The following is a 23,301-nucleotide window of genomic DNA, read 5'->3' as shown; positions in this document are numbered from 1 at the left end:
TTCCGAGGAACATAGTCGTGCGCTAAAAGTTGCACACGTGTAAAACCGGTGGGGGTAAGCATGGGACAACTCGACTTCAGCACCTTCGAACATGAAGGTTGGGAGCGGGTCGCGCAGGCCTATCATGAGTATTTCGGTGATTTGACCGCGCAGTCGAACCAGGCCATTCTCGAGACCCTCTGCATTCGTCGGGGTGCGCGTTTTCTCGACGTCGCATGCGGCCCCGGCTACCTCGCGGCGGCCGCCGCACTGTGCGGCGCGGATGTCGCTGGCGTGGATTTCTCGGTCGCGATGGTCGACAAGGCGAGACGCGTCTTTCCGGCACTTGAGTTCCGCGTCGGCGACGCGGAGGATTTGCCATTTCCCGACGAAAGCTTCTCGGCTGTGGGGATCAGCTTCGGAATGCTGCACTTCGCGCACCCCGAGCGCGCACTCGCGGAGGCGTTTCGTGTACTGCGACCCGATGGCAGAATTGCCTTCACGGAATGGGCGACGCCGAACAAGGCGGTGGGCTTCGACATGGTGTTGAAGGCAATCGAGCAGCACGGGACGACCGATGTGCCCCTGCCGCCGGGACCAGCCCTCTTCCGGTTCAGCGATTGGCAGGAATCGAAGCGCACGTTGCTCGATGCCGGGTTCGTCCAACCCGAAATGCGGGAGTTGGACCTCACGCTCGTGCTTCATGCTCCCAATACCCCTTTTCATGCACTCCTGCGCGGCGGCGTGCGGTTTTCCGCGTTGCTACACGCGCAAACGCCGGCCGCGCTGGCGTCTATCGAACGGGCCGTCGCACGCGACGCCGAGGCGTATCGCAGCGATAACGGGGACCTGCGGCTTCCGATGAGCTGCGTTCTGGCCTCCGCGGTCAAGCCTTAGGGCGCTCGAAGAATCAGTGTTCATGTCCGGCGGCTTGGACTGTGTAGCGTGACCCGAACTAGACCGTCGCGGCCAGCTTGAATTCATCGAACCTGGCTACCGGTGGCGACAGTTCCTTGATTTCCAGGCGGTCCACCAGCGCTCCATGCGCACCGTCAACCAGCCAGTCGCAAATTCGCTCGAGGTCTTCAGCGCGCCCTTGCAACACAGCTTCGACCGATCCATCCATCCGGTTGCGCACCCAACCCGTGATCCGTCGAGCCGTGGCCTCCTCGATGCAAGACTGCCGGTAACCTACCCCCTGCACACGACCGTAGACTCTCACCAGTCTGGTCCGCAAATCGGTATCGAACTGTGGTGTCATGGTGCACGCAACTCCAGGCTGAATAAAAGGCAGCGCAGTTGCCTCAACCTCCGCGCATCTCGTCGCTTTCGCCTGCGGAGTCAGTCGCCTCCCAATCCGCCTGGGTCGTTGCTGGTGGCGTCGCCGGCTGGACACGTGTCCACCACGCGGTATTTGCCGGTGCATGAAAGCGGAACTGCGTGCTCCATGTGGCCCAAAACTCCTGCTGCGCGGTCTGGGACGTCGGAAGAACAAAACCTAACTGCTCGGCGAGTGCCGGCAGATAAAGGTCAAACGCCGATTTGACAACGTCGCCCCAGCTTCTTGCCTCAAGAATCGCCAGCCGATACGCGATTACCGCAATAGCGGCCGCAATCGCGGCATTCTGCAAAAGATCGGCTAACACGTAATTGCCGCCCAGCCCGTCCGCAAGCCAGATGTCAAGCGCTCGCACGAACGTAAAGATGGACGTAAATGAACCCAGAACGACGAGTCCGACCAGAAAGTCAACTGGAGCTCTCGCGTCCGCAATGATTGCCTGATAGTCCTTTGGGATCACGGCTAGAAGACGCGGCCAGACGAATATGCTGTCGACCTTGTAGACTTCGCTCGAGTAACCCTCGAATGCACGCAACGTGTTCCCAAAGGCCGTAGAAAGAACGAGGTTTTCATAGCGAGGGAAATCACGCGCGTTGCGCTCCTGAGTGCGATACAGCCTCGCCCTTACGGTGGCTCTGTTCAATTCGGCTTTTCTGTATTCCGACGATTCCTTTGAGGCTTTGAGCCGCTCGATCGTACTGTTCTCAGTATCGAGTTCGGTACGGAGGCGTTCTATAAGGCCCAGCTGACGATTGCGGCGGTCGCGCTCATCGCGCTTCCAGGCCTCTCGATTGAATGGCCATTTGTATCCTTCGAGGACCTGATAAAACCAGTTGTTCAGCACCATCAAGAGCAGCGATAGAACCCATACGATTATGAGGAAAGTAAACAAGCCGCCGACCTTTTCGCTGTCCGAGGTCGCTTTGTTCAGCAAATCGCCAAACAGCGGGATGTCCGCATTAGCTGCGAGAAAACCTGTAAAGCCAAGCAGGGCTGGCAAAAAGAAGCCGAGGATAAATGCTTTGTCCAGTAGTTTAGATAGGCCCGAGAGCATCGGCGGTTATCCTTGGCAAGTTCAGCGACGCACTGGCGGCGGGTTGTCGTCATCGGGGTCTTGTTGCGACTGTCCCGGAAGACCTCCGAATTGAAGAGCCCTGTGAACGGCATTCAAATCAATGCTTGCCAGTTTGCTCGGTGGCGTTGCTGAGCCTGAGTCGTCTACCAGATGTTGATAAAGGAAATCGACTACCGCTTTGAGGGCATTGAGGGCGCTCGCGTAGTCTTGTGCGGTCGCCAGGTCATGGACTTCTACGGCCCGCCTCATCACCAGTTCGCGTAGCGGTTCCGGTGCCGATTCATATTGGCGAGCAAACGCCGCGTTGCGCTTGATCTCTTCGAGCTGGTCGATCGCTATCGACGCACTCCTGCGGGTCTGCCCCCTGGGGACATGCATGGCGGCCCGCCCGGCTACTTTGGTCAGCAGTTCGACGATATCCCGAGACGAGTTTTGTTTCATCTTGGTCCTCCAGGAGGAGGCAATTTGCCTCCCGGCCCCGCCCGGTCGTCAGTGCTCGAACCGTTACTCGATGTTAGTACAGCTGTTCGGTAGGAGGAAACAGTAAATCGTGTGCGCATGCCGCAGAGGCGTCGCGTCGGACTTCGCAATAAATGAACTATCGCGAGGCTTACACACTGCCGTCCTTCCCTGTCACAGGATGTTGCATGCGTCGCCGTCAAGGTCGAAGCGCCCGATTCTCCGCGGGAACGTGTTGGTTTCGAACCGTCTCGGCCCGCTCAAACTGTCTTGTGAATCCCACCATCGAATCCACGTTGCCGCTGTCGCGCGAGCAGCCAACGCGTATGCAGCCTTCCAGCGGCACGCTTGCCTGGCATCCCGATGCGTCGGCACAGCCTTTGCTTGCAGAAGCTGCGTCAATCGGAGATAGCCATCATGCGATGTTTTGCGGACTTCGTTCCCAGGCAAGCGGTGCGCGGCAGCGTGGCCGTACTGGCTGCCGCCCTACTCATAGCGGCATGCGGAATCGGCATTGCGGCATTCGTTGGACTGCTCCCGAAATCCGACGGGGTAGCGACTGCAGTGACTGCTACGCCGCTGGTCGAATTGCAGACCACGATGATGAATCTCATCGAATCCGGTTTCGAGGACGCTTCCGCCGCTCCTGATTGATGTTGGACAAGGTTCGGCTCCGACTCTGCCGCCATTGGCTATGCTTCTGTCTGTGTCTTGCGCCTACCGCGTACTGCACGAACATGGGAGCGAAACGTGGCAAGTATCGACTTCGAAAACCTCCAGCAGTTGTTTCCAGTCACCGACGATATTCCAGAGACCGCCCGCCTGGCGGAGCCCATTCATCAGCGCGTCTCGCTCGTCGATGGAGAACTGAAGGCATGGGATGGAAACTGCAAGACCGTGCTATCTCCGGTCTGCGTGCGACAAGCCTCCGGCGACGCTGAACAGGTCGTAATCGGCAGTTATCCCGTCATGGGCGAAGTCGAGAGCGATGCCGCGCTCGACGCCGCCGTGCGAGCCTACGACCACGGCCGCGGTGAGTGGCCGACGATGACGGTCGCGCAGCGCATCGGTTGCATGCAGGACTTCATTCGTCTGATGGCGGCCAGGCGCGATGAGATTGTGAATCTGATCATGTGGGAAATCGGCAAGAGCCTTGCCGATTCACAGAAGGAGTTCGACCGCACCATCAGCTATATGCAAGACACGATCTCGGCGCTAAAGGAGCTGGACAATAGCAACTCGCGCTTTGTCATCGCCGAGGGCACCATCGGCCAGATTCGCCGCACACCGCTTGGCGTCGTACTGTGCATGGGGCCTTACAACTATCCGCTGAACGAGACGTTCGCGACGCTCATTCCGGCATTGCTGATGGGCAACACCGTCGTATTCAAGCCGCCCCAATATGGCACGCTGCTGTTCTTCCCGCTGCTCGAGGCATTCCGCTCCGCTTTTCCGAAGGGCGTCATCAACACGATTTATGCACCGGGCGCGGTGGTCGTGCCACACATGCTCGCCTCGGGAAAGATCGACGTGCTTGCCCTGATCGGCTCGAGCAAGGTTGCAGACCATCTGAAAAAGCAGCACCCGAAGTCGCATCGGCTCCGCGCCGTTCTCGGCCTTGACGCCAAAAACGCCGCGATCGTGCTGGCTGATGCCGACATCGACCTCGCCGTAAAAGAATGTCTGCTCGGTACGTTGTCGTTCAATGGTCAACGGTGCACAGCGCTCAAGATCCTGATGGTGCACCGCTCGATCGTCGATACGTTTCTAGAACGCTTCAACGCAGCGCTCAAGAATCTCAAGGTTGGCATGCCGTGGGAAAAGGGTGTGTCCATTACACCGCTGCCCGGCATGCATCGTACAGCCTACATGACCCAGGCGATTGACGATGCGAAAGCGAAAGGCGCGGCGGTCGTGAATGAAGGTGGTGGCGTGTTCTGCAAAACGCTTTTCTATCCGGCCGTGGTGTACCCCGTCAAGGAAGGGATGATGCTCTACCGTGAAGAGCAATTCGGACCGATTATCCCAGTCGTGCCGTTCGATCACATCGATACACCGCTCGAATATGTCATCACTTCGGACCACGGTCAGCAGGTCAGCATTTTCGGCACCGACGCCGCCCAGATTGGCTCGCTGGTCGACCCGCTCGTCAACCAGGTGTGCCGTGTCAATCTCAACAGCCAGTGCCAGCGAGGTCCAGACGTCTTTCCGTTTGCCGGCCGCAAGGATTCCGCGGAAGGCACGCTATCGGTCACCGATGCGTTGCGCGCGTTCTCGATCCGGTCCATGGTCGCAGCCAAGGAGACCGACTCGAACAAGACGCTGCTCGACGCGATGGTCACGAATCATCACTCGAAGTTCGTGAACACCGGTTTTATCTTTTAGCGGCCAAGTGCGGCTTTTGGAGGTTTGACGGTTTCAGTGTCGGCGAGAATGCGCACAAATTCCCGCCGGCACCGCACGCATAAATAGTGCTTTTTTCTTGGTTCGGGATGCGCAAAGCGGTTCACTGCGGCTCCGGATGAGCCAGGCCCGCTTCCTCGATAACCTGCTCGTATTGTTCCACGCCGACTACGGCTCGGTACTCCTGCATCAGCCGGATGAGCGCCTGCGACGTCTTGGAGATCACGCCGTAGACTTCCAGCTGCTCAGCATGCACCAGCGCCTGCCCCAAAGTTATGGCCACGTCAGTCTCCTTATTGCAGTTGAACAGCGAGCAAGTCGTTGGCGAACGCGGGCCGGGCGGAGGCGAACTCCATCAGGTCGACGAAGCCTTTGCTGACCGCGAACTCATGCAGCGCATCATTGCCACTGTCAGCCTTGATGCGACCGTAGCTTTCGACCATTTTCAGGTCGGTAATCAAGTACATCATCTCAACCTCTTTCTGCCGGGAATGCCCCGAGTTGTTACGTGCGTAGTACCTATGTAGCGCGGCGGAAAGGTGCACTCAGTCGCGCCGTTTTCCTCTCCTGCTACGTTCAAAGCGTAGGTCGCGTCGCTTAATTCAAGCTTAAACAATGCCAGCGGTAGGAACGGCTCGCCGGGACAGCGATTCAGAACCGCTCGCTGCGACGACGAATGCCGAAATCATGTGGTGATTCCGCGCACAGCTCGCCGCCCACACTCCGTGTCGACCTCGAATGTTGCTGCATCGCACTAAGCGACATCCCGGTTGAAACCGACCTTATCGTTAATCAGGTATTGAATATGGTTCGGCGCCGACTTTGTCGTAATCCATTAGCAGCGGGAAGATCTGCCTTGTGTTGCATACCAGCCGGTAAAGTTAACCTACACTCAAGGCGCCTCAGCACCGCGGCCTTGTCCCCCGGTGCGTCTGCCGACCTCGCGCGACGCGTGCAACCGATGAGGACCCGTCGCGGCCCGCACAGGAGAAGAACATGCGCGCGCTCGACATCATGACTTCTTCGGTCATTACCGCCACACCGGATATGACCATCCACGACGCAGCGAAGCTATTCGTCGATCACCACATCAGCGGCATGCCGGTGCTCGGCGCCAATGGGCAGGTGATAGGCATCGTCAGCCAGGGCGATCTGCTGCATCGTGTGGAAAACGGCACCGGGCACGGCAAACGTCGATGGTGGCTCGAACTGCTGTCGTCGTCGGCGCGCGAGCAGGCCGCGAGGTATATCAAGGAGCATGGGCATGTGGTCGGCGACGTGATGTGCGAGAACGTCATTTCGATTCCCGAAGACATGCCGCTGCACCAGATCGCCGACCTGATGGAACGCCGGCATCTGAAACGCGTGCCAGTGCTGAAGGATGGGCAGCTCGTCGGCATCGTCAGCCGCTCTAACCTGATCCGCGCGCTCGCTTCCGCCGAGCCGATAATCGACACGGGCTCGCACGACGATGCGAGCCTGCGCGACGCAATCGTGCGCGAGATGCACGGACAGCGCTGGGGGCTCGCGAAGCAAGGTGTATTCGTCAAGGACGGCGTCGCGCATCTGTGGGGCATCATCGAATCCGAAGAGGAGAAGCGCGCGATCCGCATCGCCGCGGAAAACGTGCCCGGCATCAAGCGGGTGGAGAGCCATCTGGAATCGCCGAGTGTGATTCCGACAATGTAGCCGGTGCGCCCGTCAAAGTGCCGAACCTTCCCTGAGTGAGTGCGAGCGGCGCGGTTTCGGACCGCGCCGGGCTCGCCCATTTGCTGAATGACGCAGCACGCGACTGGTATTGAATGTCAGTCGGGAATCTCCGGCTCGACCAGCTTCGCAAGCTGCGCGAGCGACTCCTGCCAGCCGAGGTAACACATCTCGACCGGAATCATCTCGGGGATGCCCTCCTGCACGATGTTCAGTTCGGTTCCGCACGACACCTGCCGCAACGAAACGGTCGTATGCATCTGACCGGGCAGATTCGGATCGTCGAAATAGTCCGAGTAGCGGATCTTTTCGAACGGCACCAATTCGAGGTATTCGCCGCCGAACGAGTGGCCCTTGCCCGAGCCGAAGTTATGAAACGACATCCTGTAGGTGCCACCGACGCGCGCATCCATCTGATGCACGTCGCAGGTGAAACCATACGGCGGCAGCCATTTCGCCATCGCGGCGGGTTCGAGGAACGCTCGATAGATACGCTCGGGCGTCGTGCGCAAAACACGGTGAAATTTGACGGTTCCGGTAGCCATGATGAGTGTGCCTTTCACTGGAGGGGTTGAACATACTGTCACGACGGGCCGCCGCTGCGGGAATCGACACGCGCGAGACCAGGCAAAACCCTGGACGGCTCTCAGCACCTGCGGCTCCTCGTTCATTACGAGCCTTGTACACTCCGCCGCGATGCTAGCAACGCGTGCTTTCTCTTCGCCTAAGATGGATTGTTCCCGGCATACCCGCAAAGGACGACCATGGGCATCGACTCTACCAGCCAAACCACCATCAAAGCATTCGTGTTCGATGTCTTCGGAACCGTGGTTGACTGGCGAAGCGGCGTCGCGCGTGAAGCGCAACCGTTTCTGCAGCGGTACGCACCGAATCTCGACGCATCCGATTTCGCGGACGCGTGGCGACGCGAGTATTCGCCTGCGATGGAAGAAGTGCGTAGCGGAGGCAGACCGTATGTAAGACTCGACGTGCTGCACCGGGAAAACCTCGTCAAAGTGCTGACGCGTTTCGGCATCGTCGACGTTACCGAGCCCGAGATCGATGAGTTGAACCTGGCCTGGCATCGGCTGGACCCGTGGCCCGATTCCGTCGATGCATTGCAGCGCCTGAAGGGACGCTTCATCATCGCGCCGTTATCGAATGGCAACATTCGCCTGATGGTGGACATCGCAAAGCGTGCCGGTCTGCCCTGGGATGCCATTCTCGGCGCCGAAGTCGTCCGCGCTTACAAGCCCTCGCCGCAGGTCTATAGCGAAACGGCGGAAATTCTCGGCATCGCACCGCGCGAGCTATGCCTCGTTGCCGCACATAACAACGATCTCGCCGCCGCCCGGCGCGTCGGTCTGAGCACCGCGTTCGTGCTGCGGCCCACCGAGCATGGCCCTCAGCAGACGAGCGATCTTAAGGCGAACGAGGCATGGGACTTCGTTGTCGGCGATCTGCACGAACTCGCGACGCAACTAGGCTGCCCGCGCTGACGCAAACCCACGTAAAGCGACGTACTGCAACAGCATGATCGTCTTGCCGTCGACGATTTCCCCTGCCTCGACCGCTCGCAACGCGGCTTGCAACGGCATTTCGATCACCTCGACATCTTCCCCTTCATCTTCGACGCCGCCGCCATCGTGGACGCGCATCGACGCCTCGTACTCGCCGACATAGAAGTGGAGCTTTTCGGTCACGGACCCCGGGCTCATGTAGGCCTCGAAAATCTTGTGGACCGCGCCGACGCGATACCCCGTTTCCTCCTCGACTTCGAGCCGGATGCGCTCTTCCGGCGAAGCGTCGTCGAGCAATCCGCCCGGCGCTTCGATCATCATGCCGTCGTGACCGTTCACGAACGCGGGCATGCGGAATTGTCGCGTGAGCATCACGTTGCCGGTGCGCGGACTGTGCAGCAGGATCGTCGCGCCGTTGCCGCGATCGTAGGTCTCGCGGTTCTGGCGCTGCCATGTGCCGTCGCGGCGCAGGAAGTCGAACGTCACCTTTTTCAGCGTGTACCAGTCGTCCGACAGCAAGGTCGTGGCGACGATGCGAACCCGGTCTTTCGTTGCAGTCATGTTGCCCTCCTGTCGATCATCGACAACGATTCATGTTATCGTGCAACTTCGTGCAATTTCAAGTGATTTCGTGCAAACCAATGTTGACCACCCAACGCAAGAAAGCGATCCTCGACGAGCTCGCGCGCAACGGGCAGGTGCTCGCAGGCGAGCTGAGCGTGGCATTTGGCGTGTCGGAAGATACGATCCGCCGCGATCTGCGCGAACTGGCCGCTGAGGGGCGCTTGCAGCGGGTCCACGGCGGCGCGTTGCCGGCGTCTGCCGCGCTCGCGTCATTCGAGCAGCGTCAGGACATCGAGACGCTCGCCAAGCGGCGCATCGCGCGGCGAGCGGTCGAGCTGATCGCGCCGGGGCAAACCGTGATCGTCGACGGCGGCACCACCTCAGCGCTACTGGTCCGGGAACTGCCGGCCGATCTGCACGCGACCATCGTCACGCATAGCCCGAGCGTCGCGACGGCGCTGGCCGCGCATCCTTGCGTCGAAGTGATCCTGATTGGCGGGCGGCTCTACAAGCATTCGATCGTGGCCGTCGGCGCCGCGGCAATGGAAGGCATTTCGCGCATCCATGCCGACCTGTACTTCATGGGCGTGACCGGCGTGCATCCGAGCGCAGGGCTCACCACCGGCGACTTCGAGGAAGCCGCGATCAAGCGCGCGCTCGCCGCGCGCGCGGCGGAGACGGTCGTGCTCGCGTCGTCGTCGAAACTGAACGCCGCGTCGCGCTTCGTGATCGGCGATATCACGCTCGCGCAGACCATCGTGGTCGAGAAAAAGACCAGCGCGGAATTGACGAAGCCGATTGAAGCGGCCGGGGTGACCGTGGTGAGGGCGTAGGGTGTCTTCACGAATTGACTGATTGGCATCATCGTGGGCTCGAAGCGTTGCTCCACCGCCTCGGAACAAAGATAAAACAGACGACTTTTGGAGTGCTAGGATGACGCCGCACCCCGACATGATCCACGAAACGACACAGTCGAGTGTGAACACGATGATGAAATCGTTGCGTTGTGCAGCCTGATACTCAAGTACAGAGGAGACACTCAATGAAACTTTCGAAGCTGCTGATTAACGCGCTGGCCATCTCCGCCTTCAGTTTTACCGCAATAGCGGCTCATGCCGAAGATCTGCTCGACTCGGTCAAACGGGCTGGAGTCCTGAAGATCGGTCTCGAAGGCACCTATCCGCCGTTCGACTCGCGCAACAAGGACGGTCAACTGGAAGGCTTCGACGTCGATGTCGCAAAAGCCGTGGCGGCGAAGCTCGGGGTAAAACCGGAGTTCATTCCGACCGAGTGGAGCGGCATTATCGCGGCGCTGCAAAGTGGCAAATTCGACGTGATCATCAACCAGGTCACCATTACCCCGCAACGCAAACAGGTTCTTGATTTCAGCCAGCCATACACGTACTCGGCCGCGCAGCTGATTCAACGCGCGGACGACAAGCGTGAGTTCAAATCGCTCGACGAATTCAAGGGCGACAAGAAGATCGGCGTGACGCTCGGCACGAACTACGACCAGATGGCGCGCGCAGTACCCGGCATCAACGTGCAGACTTATCCGGGCGCACCCGAGAAGCTGCGCGATCTCGCGGCCAAGCGTATCGACGCGACCATCGACGACCGGCTGATGCTGCCTTACATCATCAAGAACTCGCAATTGCCGCTGCGAACGGGCGCGGTGCTGAAAGGCGCCGACCAGGAAATGGGCATCCCGTTCCGCAAGGACAATCCGAAGTTCGCAAAAGCACTCGACGATGCGCTGACCCAAATGAAGCAGGACGGCACGCTCAAGAAGATCTCGATGCACTGGTTCGGTACGGACGTGACGCAGCCTCTCGCGCAGTAAATTTCTCGTTGTTCTCCCATACCCGCGCCGGCCGGCAAAATGGTCGACACGGGTACGTCGCTTGCTGCGCGAGCGGTTTTTCTCGCGGAATCGCTCGCGCTCATCGCTTCCATTGCTTCGAATTACGAAGCACGCGCAAATACGCGATTGCGCGCATCTTCCCCTTCGTTCATCACGTTTCGATCTTCATGCTGAGTGCATACAGGATGTGCTGCGCCGCAGTTGCCTGATGCTTCGAAAGCGTGCGATGCTTTCGGGGCCATTGATCCGGCCACCTCGTGCTGGACTCGCATGTCGTCGGGAGACGACGTCGAATGGCGTGCGAAGAGACCAGTGACATGCCCACAACCTTGGAGGCATCATGAGCACTCAATCACTGTCTCGCAGCAGCACCGCATCCAACGCGCATCTCTTTCCCAGCTTAAATGACCACTTCGTGCCGCGACGTTCGCCGATCACGCTCGGCATCTCGTGCATCGCCACGCTCGTCTTCGCATCCGCGAGCTGTCTGGCCGATACCCAGGTGGGCGCCGCGCTGCCGCCCGCGCCCGACATCCTGTACGGCGATCTGTTCGTCGCCGTGCAAACCGCGCAGATCTTCAACGACCAGAAGACGTTCGTCGACTCGACGCCGAATGGCAGTCCCGCCGCGATCGTGCAGTTATACGAAACGCGGAAGAACCAGCCCGGCTTTTCGCTGCAGAAATTCGTCAGCCAGTACTTCACTCCGCCGCCCGATCAGAGCATCACGCCGCCGCCCAATCAGAGTCTGCGCGAGCACATCGACTGGCTCTGGAGCGGCCTCACGCGCACGACGACGAGCGCGCCCGACTACAGCTCGCTGATCCCGATGCCCAAACCGTACGTCGTGCCGGGCGGCCGCTTTCGCGAGGGCTACTACTGGGATACCTATTTCACGATGCTGGGGCTGCAGGAGTCCGGACGTGAAGATCTCGTCGACGATATGCTCGACAACTTCGCGTACATGATCGACACGTTCGGCCATATCCCGAACGGCAATCGGACGTACTATCTGAGCCGCTCGCAGCCGCCGTTCTACTCGTATATGGTCGAGCTCGCGGCGCAGAAGGAAGGCAATAAGGTTTATCAGAAGTACCTGCCCGAGCTGCGCAAGGAGTACGCGTACTGGATGCAGGGTTCGGCCAGCACGCCCCGCGGCGGCGCGACGCGCAATGTCGTCGTGCTCAACGATGGCACCGTGCTGAACCGCTACTGGGACGAGCTGGACACGCCGCGCGACGAGTCCTATCTCGAGGACGTGCAGACCGCGCAGGCGAGCGGCCGGCCGGCCAACCAGGTCTACCGCGATCTGCGCGCGACCGCCGAAAGCGGCTGGGATTTCAGCTCACGCTGGTTCGGCGACAACCAGACGCTCGCCACGGTGCGCACGACATCGATCATCCCAGTCGATCTGAACAGCCTGTTATTCCATCTCGAGACGACGATCGCGCGCGGCTGCTCGGCGACACGCGACTTCCATTGCGTCGCGCAGTTCATCGGCTACGCGGCACGTCGCGCGGAAGGCATCAACCGTTATCTGTGGAATAGCAACGGCTACTACGGCGACTACGACTGGCAACTCCGCAAGTCACGCGACAACCAGACACCGGCGATGCTGTATCCGCTGATGGCCGGCGTGGCGTGGCCCGAGCGCGCGTGGAAGACTGCGCAGACCGTGCAGAACGTGCTGTTGAAGCAAGGCGGCCTCGCGACCTCGATCTATAACACCACGCAGCAATGGGACGCACCGAACGGCTGGGCGCCGTTGCACTGGATCGCGATTCAGGGCCTCAAGCGCTACGGGCGCACCGATCTCGCTCAGTCGATCGGCACGCGCTTTCTCGCGGACGTCCAGAACGTCTACAACACGCAGCAGAAGCTCGTCGAGAAGTACATCGTCGAAGGTGCGGGGGAAGGCGGCGGCGGGGGTGGCGAGTATCCGCTGCAGGACGGCTTCGGGTGGACCAATGGTGTGACGTTGATGCTGCTCGATCTGTATGGCAATGGGCAGTGAGGCGCCGCGGCATGGTCGGGCGAGTGCACTGAGCTTGGCCTTATGATTCCAGACACATCCCGAGTGGAAGCAGAATGATCTGGCTCGCCAATGTTGTTCTCGTGCTGCACGCGCTGATCGTGGTGTTTATCGTCGGCGGACTACTCGCGATCTGGATCGCCCACGGTTTGCGACTCCCGTGGGCGCGCAATCGCGCGTTTCGTACGCTGCATGTTCTCGCCATCGGTATCGTCGCGACGCTCGCGGTGCTCGATGTGCCGTGCCCGTTGACCGTGCTGGAGGACTATCTGCGTACGGGCACGGCTGGTCCGCAAGGCTTCATACAGCGGTGGGTAAGCGCCTGGCTGTATTACGACTTTCCACCGTGGGTGTTCGTGGTCGCCTATGTCGCGTTTTTGCTGGCGGTGATTCTTACCTGGTATCGAATTCGGCCACGGGCGTGACTCGAATATCACCTTTTTAATTCGATGGAAGATACTTTTGCACCGGTTAAATTTACCATTTAATTCTATTTTTCAAACGCAATTAATTCCGACGACTTTCTCACGAAAATCCAATGCAATGCGGATAAATCCGGACAGCATTTTTCCGCGCCAAGCCGCCGAGACCGCACCGGTGCTCGCTAACAGACCATCTTTATCCCGAATAGCATAATCACCGCTCCATCCTTGACAAGACCTCATTTCGCATCTTATTTTCACTCTTGCTGTAAGCGCCGGAAAGATTCAATTTTAAATTTCTCTTGAAATGTCGAGATAAATCGACAGGAAATTCCTTTGCCCATTCAATCGATAACTCTGGAAAGCAAATAGAAATATCAACGCAAGCAATTTGAATTAATGAATTCGGAAAAGCTGTTCATGCAAGCGCTGGGTGCCTTCGAGTGCGGTGCGGGTTATTCGATCTCCCACGCGCGCGACCGGCGAAAAGCGGCCTTTGTGTAGCGGTATCACTCACCAGGGAACGAGATGAAACCAGACAGAAGGAGTACCGACGATGGTCGCGTCCGTCGTCATGGCCGGCTAGCCGCGCTAAGCGTGCTGACACTCGGAATCGTGATCGTCGCCGGATGCGGCGGCAGCGATGGAGGTTCGTCGGCGTCGGCGGTTCCGGGCAGCATGGCGCAGGTCGCCAATCAGGCGCAAGCCGCATCCGCGCCGCAGACGCCGTCCGCCAATCAGCCCTACACCGATCTCACCTCCTATTCGACGAGCGCGACGTCCGGCATTGCCTCGTCACTGGTCGCGGAGAAAGCGGCGATCATGCATTACCAATGGACGTCCGGCAGCACCACCATCAACTACACGACGACCACCGGCCATCTGACCGCAATGGATCTGACGAGCGGCGCACCCGAAGCGACGATGTCTTATGTCGCCTACACGGCGCCGAGCACGAATGGCAAACCGCGGCCCGTCACGTTCGTCTATAACGGCGGGCCGGGCTCTTCGTCGATCTGGCTGCGGCTCGGATCGTTCGCGCCGACGCGCGTCGCGACCACCGATCCGCTGCTGAACGGCACCAGCTGGCCGAACTACCCGCTCGTGAACAACACCGAGAGCCTGATCGACACGACCGATCTCGTGTTCATCGATCCGCCGGGCACGGGCCTCTCCGAGGCGATCCTGCCGAACACCAACCAGACCTATTGGAGCACCGATGCGGACGCGAACATCATGCGTGACTTCATCATTCGCTACCTGACGGTCAATTCGCGCAGCAGCTCGCCGATCTATCTGTACGGTGAATCGTACGGCACGCCTCGCACCGACATCCTCGCGCTCGCGCTCGAATCGGCCGGCGTGCACCTCACAGGGATCACGCTGCAGTCCTCGATCCTGAACTACTTCGCGGATGCGATCGAGGCGGTGGCGATCACGGGTTCGCCCAATCAGCTCGCGCTCGAAACCGATACGTTGAGCGGCTACATGCCGGGCTATGCCCAGGTCGCGGCGTACTACAACCAGGTGTCGCCCGCGCCAGTGAATCAGGCGACTTACGCGCTTCGCAGCGAGGCGTTCGTGACCGCCAACTACAACCTGTTCAAGAACTATTCGCTGTACTGGACGTTGAGCCAGCTCGGCGCGCCGACTTACGCGGGACCGCCGAACTTCCCGCCGACGTGGCTCGAGAAGTTCTGGGACGCCGAATCCGGCCTCACGTTGCAGGCGATGCAGGGTTACTTCAACATCAATCCGTTCAACATCACGCTGGTGCCGGGCTCGACGATCGGCCGCTACGATGGTCGCGTGTCGTTGCCCAACTCGGACCCGCGCCTGCAAAGCGACGGCGACCCGTCGGACATCCTGATCTCGCTGCCGTTCACCAATGCGTTGGCCACGCAGATGCCGGATTACCTCGGCTACACCGCACCGAACGCCGCGTATATGCCGCTGAACGACGCGGTCATCCAGGCATGGAATTTCTCGCACGGCGGTCAGCCGCTGCCCGACACGATCCCCGATCTGCTCGGCGCACTGAAGCTGAATCCGCAACTGAAGGTGCTGGCGGAAAACGGCTACCACGATCTGGCCACGCCATTCTTCAATACCGAGAAGCAGCTCGCGCGACTAAAGACGGTGCAGGGCCTCGAGCCGAATCTGCAGGTCAACTTCTTCCAGGGCGGGCATATGATTTATCTGGATGACGTGGCGCGCCCGCAGATGAAGGCGGATCTGGCGGCCTTCTATGACGGCACTCCGATAGCGGGCGCACTCACGCTCGCGACGCTGCCGCAGCCGTGGGCCGACGAAGCGCCCGCCGCCACGCCGACGAGCGAGGCGGTCGCCGCGGCCGCGCCCTGATCGATGGTGTTTCGCTTCGCGCGAGACCCTCCAACTACTTTTTATGGCGAGTGATCATGTCTTCAATCGATATCTTGCGACGTACGCTGGCGTTGATCGTCCTCGGCGTGGTCGTCGGTAGTGCGCACGCGCTGCCGCCTCAGCCGGTCGCGCCCGTGACGCTACCCCACGGCGGACACGGCGTCGACGGTCCGTTCTTTCCTCATGACCGTGCTAGCGCGGTCGCGCCGACCACCGGCTCGACATTGCAGCAGCAGGCTCAGCAGCGCATGGAGAGCAGGCTGGGCGCGAATTCGGTGCTCAGCAACGGCTCGTCGATCACCAAGGCTCAGGCGCAAAGCAATGGGCTCGGCTATATCGCCAGGCATTTTGACGAGATCGATAGCGCGCATTCGGGTCGGGTGACGTTGAACGACGTGCGGCAGTATCTGCAGCAGCATCAGCAGTGATACCCGGTTAGGCAAACGGTCCCGTAGGTGGGACGGCCGGCGAACGCGTCGCGATCGTGCGACTTGGCGCCGGCCGTTTGTGACTACGCGCCGCGCGGATTGCTTACGCTCACTTCTCCGCCGCCGCCTGGATCATCTTCCATCCATTGCCCGCCGGATCGCGAAAGCCCGCATCGACGCTGCCGAAACGATCCACCGGCTCCTGCGTGAATTCCACGCCGCGCGCCTTCAACTGCGCGTAGCTCGCGCGACAGTCGGCAACGGACAGCACCAACGGCGGCATCGCTCCCTTCGCGACCATCGCGCGCAGCGTTTGCGCGGTCGCTTCATCGTGGATCGGCGGCCCCGGCGCGAACAGGCCCAACTGGAAAGTCGGCTGCTGCGGGTGCTGGACCGTGAGCCAGCGGTAAGTGCCGTTGCGCACGTCCGTGTGGACGCGAAAGCCGAGCTTGTCGACGTAGAACGAAAGCGCCGCGTCCTGATCGTCGACGTACAAACCGACCACATCGATACCCTGATTCATGACTCCTCCCTCGGTGGTTGAGGGCTCGACTGTATCGCTGAGCACCGGGCGGCGCTTCTCCAAAACTGCGCTCGGCTCGCGCGCCGGTTCAATGCAATTCGTTGAACTCGAGGCGCCCGCCCTTCATCACCAGCGGGATACGCTCGCCCTGGTCCGTCAGACAACTCAGATCGCGCCTGCCGATGATCTCGGCGGGGGTCAGCACTTGCGCGCGGATCGAAAACTCATCGCTTTGCATCCGGTGGCCCGGGCCGAGCAGATCGGAACCGAAGCCCATGTTGACCCCGGCGCGCTTGAAAATCTCCAGCGACTTCAAACCGGCTTCACGCACGATGTCGATTTTGGCCGCGCTCTCGGCCGACAGGCCATAGCGCACGCCCTCGATATGCAAGGCCTCGCTATACGCGCGGGAATCGTCGACATAGCTTCCTTCCAGAAAGGGCGGCGCCGTGGCACCGGGCTTGGTCGAACGAGTATAGGAAGTCGAAATGAGCGGGTCTTGGTTGGAAACCGCATCGAATATGCGGATTCCGGCATCAAGGCGCGGCGGGCGCGAGCACTGCCCGATTCATGTTTTCTCGCTGGCAGGAGGCTCGGCAGCGTCGCCGTTCGCGCGGCGGCGCTTTTCCAGAACCGCGGTCGTCAGGTCCGGACGTTGCGCGGCCTTCAGCACACAGGCGGGCACGCGATCGAGTTCGGTCTGATTGGCGCGTGCCTGCACGCGCATCTCGCTCGGGCTCAGGCCGGTGATGTCGCGAAACACGCGGCCGAACGTGCCGAGGCTTTCCCAGCCGGTCGCGAACGCGATGTCCGTGATGCCGAGGTCGGTGTCACGCAGCAGCGTGGTGGCTTGCTCGATACGCCGCGTCAACAGATAGCGGTGCGGCGGCACGCCGAAGGCCCGCTTGAACGAACGCGCGAAGTGCGCTTCCGACACGCCGCTTACTTCAGCCAGGCGCCGCACCGGCCAGGCTTCGTGCGACGCGGCATCGATGCGGTCTTTCGCGCGCAGCAGGCGGCGCAACAGCGCCGGGTCTTCGAGCGCTTCGGCGCTGCCCGGGATGGGAAGGGGCTGGAGTTCAGGGTCGTGTGAGCGGGACATGAGTTCGCATTGGAACGGCTCGTCGAAGAACGCGCGGGTGAAAGGGCCGCCGCGGCGACCGCTTCAAGCGGTCTGCTCGGTCTTGCCGTAAGTGAGCCGGCCGTTTTTCGACAGCAGCACCGCGACCGGCCGCGTCATTTCGAACTCGGAGAAAATGATCGTCATGCTGGCGGTGATCGGCACCGCGAGAAAGGCGCCCGGCACGCCCCACAACGCCGACCACACCGCCATGCTCGCGACAATCGCGAACGGGCTCAGGTTCAGCGAATTGCCCGTCAGATACGGATCGAGAATATTGCCGATCACGAAGTGAATCGCGGACAGCGAAACCAGCACGATCAGGACCGAATTCACGTCGCCGAACTGCAGTACCGACATCAGCACCGGGAACGCAACCGCGAGCACCGAGCCGATATATGGCACATAGTTCAGCAGCGCGGTCAGTATCGCCCACAGCCCGGCGAACTCGAGGCCGACGCTGCGCATCGCGAGCCAGCAGAGCCCGCCGAGCAGCACGCCGAGAAACGTCTTCAGCGCGAGATACGCGCCAATGCGCCGGTTGATGTCGATGACCACGCCCCGGATGCGCGCCGCGTTGGTCGAATTGGCGGTCATGTTCGCCAGCTTGTCGCCGAACGTGCGGCGCTCGAACAGCAGAAAACTCGCATACAGCACGATCACGAACAGGTCGATGATCATCGACGAGAGCGACGCCAGCAGGCCCGTCACCATCGCCTGAATGTTAAGTTGCGTGAGTATGTTCCGCCGCAGTGACTCCCAGGTCGGCTCGCTTTCGAGGTGCAGCAGCGTCGAGATCTTGTGGATCATCAGCAAGACCGAGTCCTGGTAGCGCGGCGCGAGCGCGACGAGCGCGTCATAGTTGGCGACCAGCATGTCGACCGCGAAGAATATCGCGGCGCAGATCAGGAACATCGACAGCCCATAGCGCAACTGCACGGGCAGCCGCGGGCCGATCAGCGGAATGCGTTGCAGCAGCCGCGTGAGGTCGACCACCAGGTACACCGCGATCGCTCCGAACACGATCGGCACGAAAACCGCACGCCCGATATACAGCAACCAGCCCACAATCAGCAGCAGCAGCACTACGTATACGGACGCTTGCAATCTGTCGGTCATTGGTCAGTGCTCCATGAATCCGCACAGAACTGATCTTCGCACAGAACGATGACAGCTCACATAAAAAGCGCGCCAGATCGTTCCGTCCGCAAACTCCAGGCCGATACCTCGAAATGCGCCAGCAGAATGTCGCGAAACGTTGTGATGAGCCGCATTCGCTCGTGAAACCATCTGTTACGCTGTTTTAATCGGTTTCAATCACCTGACGTGATCCGACGCGAGCGCCTGCGCCACGCGGTGGTAGCGCTTGGTCAAATCCACGCAGTGAAGCCCGCGCCGCGCGTCGCGGTGCGATGTCCGCACTAGGTCTGTGCGCGATGTCCGCTGCACGCATCCCTCTCAATTCACGGCATGGAGAACGAGATGCTGCAACGGCTGGGGTCGCGATTCGTCGCATTGGGTCTGATCTGGACATTGTCCGCTTGTGGCGGCGGAGGTGGCGGCAGCGGCGCGGAGCCGGGCGGCACCGGCTCGAACGGCGCGGCCGGAGCGACCACCCCCGCATCGAGTCCCGCGCCCGCGTCGAGTCCGACACCGGCATCAAGTCCAACTCCGGCGTCGAGCCCGTCGGGCGCATCGGACGCGAGCGCGACGACGCCCAAGCTCGCCGCCGCGACGCCGATCATCGACGGCACGACACTCGGCGCCGCCATCTGGCCCGCGGGCGCCACGTCAGCGGGCGGAACCGGTCAGCCCGTCGGCGGACTGAACTGCGCGTTGCGCAGCACCGCGTACACGTATGCACACGTCTCGATCTACCAGAACGGGCAACTCCTGACGCTGCCGCCCAACATCGGCATGGTCGAGCCGACCACCGCCGCGCCGACTGGCTGCGCGTATCCGGTGCACACGGTCGATTCGAGCGGCAAGATCCATATGGACGCGACGACCGGCGCGACTTATACGCTCGGCCAGTTCTTCTCGATCTGGGGCGAGCCGCTGAGTGCGTCGAACGTGGCGGGTCTGACCGCCTCGCCGATCGCGATCTACGTGAACGACGGCGGCACGCTCACGCAATACACAGGCGACCCCGCGAGCCTCGTGCTGAAGCCGCACGACGAAATCACGATCATGGTCGGCACGCCTGTCACACAAGTGCCCACCTATACGTGGACCGATCCGCCGCCGTTCGACCCGAACCCGATCACGCTCGTCTTCGGAGGCGTGGTCGGCTCGTCGTTCTGGCCGAACGGCACGACGTCGACGGGCGGCAACGGCTCACCGGTCGACGGCCTCACCTGCGCGCCGAACATGAGTGTGCTGTACCACGTGCACGCGCACCTCGCGATCATCAAGGACGGGCAATGGCTCGCGTTGCCGGCGAACGTCGGCATCCTGTCGCAATGCACGTATGAAATGCACACGCACGACAACACCGGCATCATCCATATCGAAACGCCGGACGCAAAAACCTATACGCTCGGCGACTTCTTCGATATCTGGGGCGAGCCGCTGACGAGCACGAACGTCGCGGGCATCATGGGCAACGTGGTCGCGTATATCAACGACAACGGCGATTCGCGCCGCTATATGGGCGACTTGCGCAATATCGAACTGACATCGTTGCGCGACATCACGCTGCAGATCGGCACGCCGCCGGTGAGCAAGTTGGCGACGTATTCGTGGTACGAGCCGCAGTAACATCGGCCGCAGGCCGCGTCACTTCGCCGTGACGCGGCTTCAACGCGGCGTACCCGAATGCCCGATGCCGCCCGGCCGGCCCGGCATGATGCGCGCGACGGAGCGCGGCGCCGCGTTCGCGACCAGAATCATCGACGCGCCGGCAAGACCGCTCGACACATGCTTCAACGCATGGCCGGCGATCACGTGATGCGTGAGCTCCCATATCTGCCAATCGAGGCTTTCGAAAATCTTCGCGACCCCGTAGAAGACGATCACGAGCGTCCATGCGATCACGCCGTCCACCTTGCGCGTGAGCGTCATGCCGACGATCACCATGAGGCCGCCGAACTGCAGAATCGCGTAAGGCCACAGGCTGTTGAATACCAGCCAGTAGCCGACGGTGGCGGGCGAAACGACCACCATGATCAGCATCTGCGCCCAGCCGACGCGCTGTCCGCTCCACGACGTCCATAGCATCGCGAGGATGCCGGCGAACACGATCGTCATCGGCAGGCGATCCCAGACGAGCGTCGCGTCGTTCGGCGCGATGTGGTAGTAAGCCGAACCGAATGCGGTGAACAGCAGCCCGATCGCGGCGACGACCATGCCGGGGAATTGCGCCGGCTGGTTCGACGCATGCCGCGTGACCCAGCGCAGACAGAGCACGCCGGCGATCAGAATGACGACGTTCGAGAGCACGTCCGCCGCATTGTGCAGCGGCCCCAGCGAGCGCTGATCGGCGAAGTGGTGATACGAGGCCGGCTGCGCGAGCGGCCATATCATCTGCAGCACGGTGCCCGCCACGAAAAGCAGCACGCTAGCCAGCAGCAAGCGGGAGATCTTCACGTTGCTCGACTCCACAGTGGGGCGAAACGCTCGAAGGCGCCGTGAACCGGACCTTTTACGCTCCTGGCGACCCTTTACGCTGACGCGAAGCGGATCACGCTCGCTCGCACGGAAACCGTGCGGCCGATGCGCAGCCGGGTTGGCCCCCGTTCGAATTCGCGCAGCCTGCTCGTATCATCGGACAAAGCGCCTGGCGCAACAAGAGCGTCGGGCGGCGCACCGATGGGCATGCGCTCATAGTATTCTTCTCAACCAATGCAAGCTGCGTGCAAGAACGCGCGACCCAAAGGAAGACCCGGACTCCATGCAAGCGCAGATACACCACCCGTCGTTCCCGCATCGCCGATGGAAGGGCGCGCTGTGCGCGCTGCTGTGCGCAAGCCTGCTCGCCGGCTGCGCGCGGTTACCGTCGCTCGAGGACCGCAAGGAGTCGCATGCGTTGTCGCCCGCGGTGGCGGCCACCACGGATCTCGGTCGCGCGGTCGCCCCCGAGTTGGCCGCGCACGCGGGGCTGGCGGGCATTTATCCGCTGGCGGATGCGCATGTCGCGTTTGCCGCGCGCATGGACCTGATCCGTTCCGCGCAACGCACGCTCGACATCCAGTACTACATCTGGCGCGACGATCTGACCGGCACGCTGCTGCTCGAACAGATCCACGAAGCGGCGGACCGGGGCGTGCGGGTGCGCCTGCTGCTCGACGATCTCGGCATCGCGTCCGCGCTCGACCCGACACTCTCGGCGCTCAACTCGCATCCGAACATCGAGGTACGCCTGTTCAACCCGTTCGTCGTGCGCAGCCCGAAATTCCTCGGCTTTGTAACCGACTTCTCACGCGCCAATCGGCGCATGCACAACAAGTCACTGACCGCCGACGCCACCGCGACGATCCTCGGCGGCCGCAACATCGGCGACGAGTATTTCGATGCCACCGACGGCGTCGTCTTCGCCGACCTCGATGTCCTCGCGATCGGACCGGCCGCGGCCGACGTGTCGCGCGATTTCGACCGCTACTGGGCCAGCGCGTCGGCGTATCCGGTCGACAAGATCCTGCCGCACGAGAGCGTCGATGAACTGGCCACGCTCGAGCGTGATGCGCAGGCGATCGAACAGGACCCCGCCGCCGCGGAGTACAAGGGAGCGCTGCGCGGTCCGCGCGTCGTGCAGAACCTGCTCGACCACAAACTGCCGCTCGATTGGGCCAAAACGAAGATGATCAGCGACGACCCTGCGAAAGGCTTGAACGACGCGCCGCCGGAAGCGCTGATTCCGCACCAGCTACGCGAAGTGATGGGCCAGCCGACGAAGTCGCTCGACCTCGTCTCGCCCTACTTCGTGCCGGCGAACACGGGCACGCAGTTTCTGAGCGGCCTCGCCGCCCAGGGCGTCGATGTGCGCGTGTTGACGAACGCGCTCGAAGCGACCGATGTCACCGCCGTGCACTCGGGCTATATCAGGCGGCGCGTCGAGTTGCTGCATAACGGCGTGCACCTGTATGAATTGCGGCGCGTGGCGGGCGTCACCCAGAAGAAAGAACAGTCGCCGGGGCCATTCGGCAGCTCGGGTTCGAGCTTGCATGCGAAAACTTTCATCGCCGATTCCCAGCGGGTTTTCGTCGGTTCGTTCAACTTCGATCCGCGCTCCGCGCATCTGAATACCGAGCTTGGCCTCGTGATCGACAGCCCCGATCTCGCGACGCGGGTCGATCGAAAATTTCTCGCTTTGCTGCCGACAGTCGCGTACGCGGTGCATCTCGACGCAAACGGCAAGCTGTACTGGATCGAAACCAACGACGGCGTCGAAACCCGCCTCGATACCGAACCGAATGCGACGTGGTACGCGCGGCTCGGTGTATGGATGCTGTCGATTATGCCAATTGAGTCGTTGCTATAGCT

24 protein-coding genes and 1 pseudogene are annotated in these 23,301 nt (G+C 61.3%); 13 read left to right on the top strand and 12 right to left on the bottom strand.

Annotated elements, in window-relative coordinates; all coding sequences use genetic code 11:
* Nucleotides 1-60: 60 nt before the first annotated feature.
* Complete coding sequence (locus tag AB3X95_RS35730) at nucleotides 61-876, top strand: class I SAM-dependent methyltransferase (protein WP_176121465.1); 816 nt, start codon at nucleotides 61-63, stop codon at nucleotides 874-876.
* Between the two features lie 58 nt (nucleotides 877-934).
* Here AB3X95_RS35730 and AB3X95_RS35725 read toward each other — a convergent pair whose 3' ends face one another.
* The 3 genes from AB3X95_RS35725 to AB3X95_RS35715 are packed head-to-tail and all read right to left on the bottom strand — an operon-like array spanning nucleotide 935 to nucleotide 2,834.
* Nucleotides 935-1,240 (bottom strand): acylphosphatase, encoded by a 306-nt coding sequence (locus AB3X95_RS35725; protein ID WP_368623726.1) that lies wholly within the window; start codon nucleotides 1,238-1,240, stop codon nucleotides 935-937.
* Between the two features lie 43 nt (nucleotides 1,241-1,283).
* A complete protein-coding gene (locus AB3X95_RS35720) occupies nucleotides 1,284-2,372 on the bottom strand; it encodes a hypothetical protein (RefSeq protein ID WP_368623725.1) in 1,089 nt (362 codons plus the stop codon).
* Between the two features lie 21 nt (nucleotides 2,373-2,393).
* Complete coding sequence (locus AB3X95_RS35715) at nucleotides 2,394-2,834, bottom strand: hypothetical protein (protein WP_176369361.1); 441 nt, start codon at nucleotides 2,832-2,834, stop codon at nucleotides 2,394-2,396.
* 402 nt (nucleotides 2,835-3,236) lie between these two features.
* On the opposite strand from AB3X95_RS35715, the gene AB3X95_RS35710 reads away from it, so the two are divergent.
* Both AB3X95_RS35710 and AB3X95_RS35705 read left to right on the top strand, forming a co-directional pair.
* Nucleotides 3,237-3,506, top strand: coding sequence for a hypothetical protein (locus AB3X95_RS35710; protein ID WP_368623724.1), 270 nt, complete (start codon nucleotides 3,237-3,239; stop codon nucleotides 3,504-3,506).
* 96 nt (nucleotides 3,507-3,602) lie between these two features.
* Complete coding sequence (locus AB3X95_RS35705) at nucleotides 3,603-5,237, top strand: NADP-dependent glyceraldehyde-3-phosphate dehydrogenase (protein WP_368623723.1); 1,635 nt, start codon at nucleotides 3,603-3,605, stop codon at nucleotides 5,235-5,237.
* Between the two features lie 121 nt (nucleotides 5,238-5,358).
* Here AB3X95_RS35705 and AB3X95_RS35700 read toward each other — a convergent pair whose 3' ends face one another.
* Nucleotides 5,359-5,538, bottom strand: coding sequence for a hypothetical protein (locus AB3X95_RS35700; RefSeq protein ID WP_176121469.1), 180 nt, complete (start codon nucleotides 5,536-5,538; stop codon nucleotides 5,359-5,361).
* Between the two features lie 10 nt (nucleotides 5,539-5,548).
* A complete protein-coding gene (locus tag AB3X95_RS35695) occupies nucleotides 5,549-5,716 on the bottom strand; it encodes a hypothetical protein (RefSeq protein WP_184227111.1) in 168 nt (55 codons plus the stop codon).
* 535 nt (nucleotides 5,717-6,251) lie between these two features.
* Between AB3X95_RS35695 and AB3X95_RS35690 the strand changes: the two genes are divergently transcribed.
* A complete protein-coding gene (locus tag AB3X95_RS35690) occupies nucleotides 6,252-6,944 on the top strand; it encodes a CBS domain-containing protein (RefSeq protein ID WP_176369360.1) in 693 nt (230 codons plus the stop codon).
* A 116-nt stretch (nucleotides 6,945-7,060) separates the two neighbouring features.
* Here AB3X95_RS35690 and AB3X95_RS35685 read toward each other — a convergent pair whose 3' ends face one another.
* On the bottom strand, nucleotides 7,061-7,507 hold the full coding sequence (locus AB3X95_RS35685; protein WP_176111504.1) for an SRPBCC family protein: 447 nt from the start codon (nucleotides 7,505-7,507) through the stop codon (nucleotides 7,061-7,063).
* A 219-nt stretch (nucleotides 7,508-7,726) separates the two neighbouring features.
* Between AB3X95_RS35685 and AB3X95_RS35680 the strand changes: the two genes are divergently transcribed.
* The gene (locus AB3X95_RS35680; RefSeq protein WP_368623722.1) at nucleotides 7,727-8,461 is read left to right on the top strand and encodes a haloacid dehalogenase type II; all 735 of its coding nucleotides are present in this window, start codon (nucleotides 7,727-7,729) and stop codon (nucleotides 8,459-8,461) included.
* On the opposite strand, the gene AB3X95_RS35675 is transcribed toward AB3X95_RS35680, so the two are convergent.
* Nucleotides 8,444-9,043, bottom strand: a complete 600-nt coding sequence (locus tag AB3X95_RS35675; RefSeq protein WP_176111506.1) for an NUDIX domain-containing protein — start codon at nucleotides 9,041-9,043, stop codon at nucleotides 8,444-8,446. The genes AB3X95_RS35680 and AB3X95_RS35675 overlap by 18 nt on opposite strands.
* A 32-nt stretch (nucleotides 9,044-9,075) precedes the next feature.
* Between AB3X95_RS35675 and AB3X95_RS35670 the strand changes: the two genes are divergently transcribed.
* The 6 genes from AB3X95_RS35670 to AB3X95_RS35645 all read left to right on the top strand — a co-directional run bounded on the left by AB3X95_RS35670 (nucleotide 9,076) and on the right by AB3X95_RS35645 (nucleotide 16,177).
* Nucleotides 9,076-9,879: a DeoR/GlpR family DNA-binding transcription regulator gene (locus tag AB3X95_RS35670; RefSeq protein ID WP_176111507.1), complete on the top strand. Its 804-nt coding sequence runs from the start codon at nucleotides 9,076-9,078 to the stop codon at nucleotides 9,877-9,879.
* 209 nt (nucleotides 9,880-10,088) lie between these two features.
* Nucleotides 10,089-10,889, top strand: coding sequence for a transporter substrate-binding domain-containing protein (locus AB3X95_RS35665; protein ID WP_176121473.1), 801 nt, complete (start codon nucleotides 10,089-10,091; stop codon nucleotides 10,887-10,889).
* Between the two features lie 361 nt (nucleotides 10,890-11,250).
* Nucleotides 11,251-12,924, top strand: a complete 1,674-nt coding sequence (gene treA, locus AB3X95_RS35660; RefSeq protein WP_368623721.1) for an alpha,alpha-trehalase TreA — start codon at nucleotides 11,251-11,253, stop codon at nucleotides 12,922-12,924.
* 74 nt (nucleotides 12,925-12,998) lie between these two features.
* A complete protein-coding gene (locus tag AB3X95_RS35655) occupies nucleotides 12,999-13,367 on the top strand; it encodes a DUF2784 domain-containing protein (RefSeq protein ID WP_176369355.1) in 369 nt (122 codons plus the stop codon).
* 525 nt (nucleotides 13,368-13,892) lie between these two features.
* Nucleotides 13,893-15,728 carry a peptidase S10 gene (locus AB3X95_RS35650; RefSeq protein WP_368623720.1) on the top strand — a complete coding sequence of 612 codons (1,836 nt, stop codon included), beginning with the start codon at nucleotides 13,893-13,895 and terminating at the stop codon, nucleotides 15,726-15,728.
* A 56-nt stretch (nucleotides 15,729-15,784) separates the two neighbouring features.
* Complete coding sequence (locus AB3X95_RS35645; RefSeq protein ID WP_217710705.1) at nucleotides 15,785-16,177, top strand: 2-oxoglutarate dehydrogenase; 393 nt, start codon at nucleotides 15,785-15,787, stop codon at nucleotides 16,175-16,177.
* Nucleotides 16,178-16,286: 109 nt separating this feature from the next.
* On the opposite strand, the gene AB3X95_RS35640 is transcribed toward AB3X95_RS35645, so the two are convergent.
* The 4 genes and pseudogenes from AB3X95_RS35640 to AB3X95_RS35625 all read right to left on the bottom strand — a co-directional run bounded on the left by AB3X95_RS35640 (nucleotide 16,287) and on the right by AB3X95_RS35625 (nucleotide 18,939).
* Entirely contained in the window at nucleotides 16,287-16,700 is a 414-nt protein-coding gene (locus tag AB3X95_RS35640; RefSeq protein WP_184227036.1) for a VOC family protein, read from the bottom strand.
* Nucleotides 16,701-16,788: 88 nt separating this feature from the next.
* Nucleotides 16,789-17,097: pseudogene (locus tag AB3X95_RS35635) on the bottom strand (amidohydrolase family protein); the annotation flags it as partial.
* A 171-nt stretch (nucleotides 17,098-17,268) separates the two neighbouring features.
* Entirely contained in the window at nucleotides 17,269-17,802 is a 534-nt protein-coding gene (locus AB3X95_RS35630) for a helix-turn-helix domain-containing protein (protein WP_176369350.1), read from the bottom strand.
* Nucleotides 17,803-17,865: 63 nt separating this feature from the next.
* Nucleotides 17,866-18,939, bottom strand: coding sequence for an AI-2E family transporter (locus AB3X95_RS35625; RefSeq protein ID WP_176111517.1), 1,074 nt, complete (start codon nucleotides 18,937-18,939; stop codon nucleotides 17,866-17,868).
* A gap of 363 nt (nucleotides 18,940-19,302) precedes the next feature.
* Between AB3X95_RS35625 and AB3X95_RS35620 the strand changes: the two genes are divergently transcribed.
* A complete protein-coding gene (locus tag AB3X95_RS35620) occupies nucleotides 19,303-20,580 on the top strand; it encodes a hypothetical protein (protein WP_368623719.1) in 1,278 nt (425 codons plus the stop codon).
* Between the two features lie 39 nt (nucleotides 20,581-20,619).
* Here AB3X95_RS35620 and AB3X95_RS35615 read toward each other — a convergent pair whose 3' ends face one another.
* Nucleotides 20,620-21,408, bottom strand: a complete 789-nt coding sequence (locus AB3X95_RS35615; RefSeq protein ID WP_368623718.1) for a hypothetical protein — start codon at nucleotides 21,406-21,408, stop codon at nucleotides 20,620-20,622.
* Nucleotides 21,409-21,712: 304 nt separating this feature from the next.
* On the opposite strand from AB3X95_RS35615, the gene AB3X95_RS35610 reads away from it, so the two are divergent.
* Nucleotides 21,713-23,299 carry a phospholipase D family protein gene (locus AB3X95_RS35610; RefSeq protein WP_176121483.1) on the top strand — a complete coding sequence of 529 codons (1,587 nt, stop codon included), beginning with the start codon at nucleotides 21,713-21,715 and terminating at the stop codon, nucleotides 23,297-23,299.
* Nucleotides 23,300-23,301 lie beyond the last annotated feature (2 nt).

It is taken from the genome of Paraburkholderia sp. BR13444, from assembly GCF_040948755.1.
Lineage (GTDB): Bacteria > Pseudomonadota > Gammaproteobacteria > Burkholderiales > Burkholderiaceae > Paraburkholderia > Paraburkholderia youngii.
This window is presented reverse-complemented; position numbering and strand designations above follow the sequence as displayed.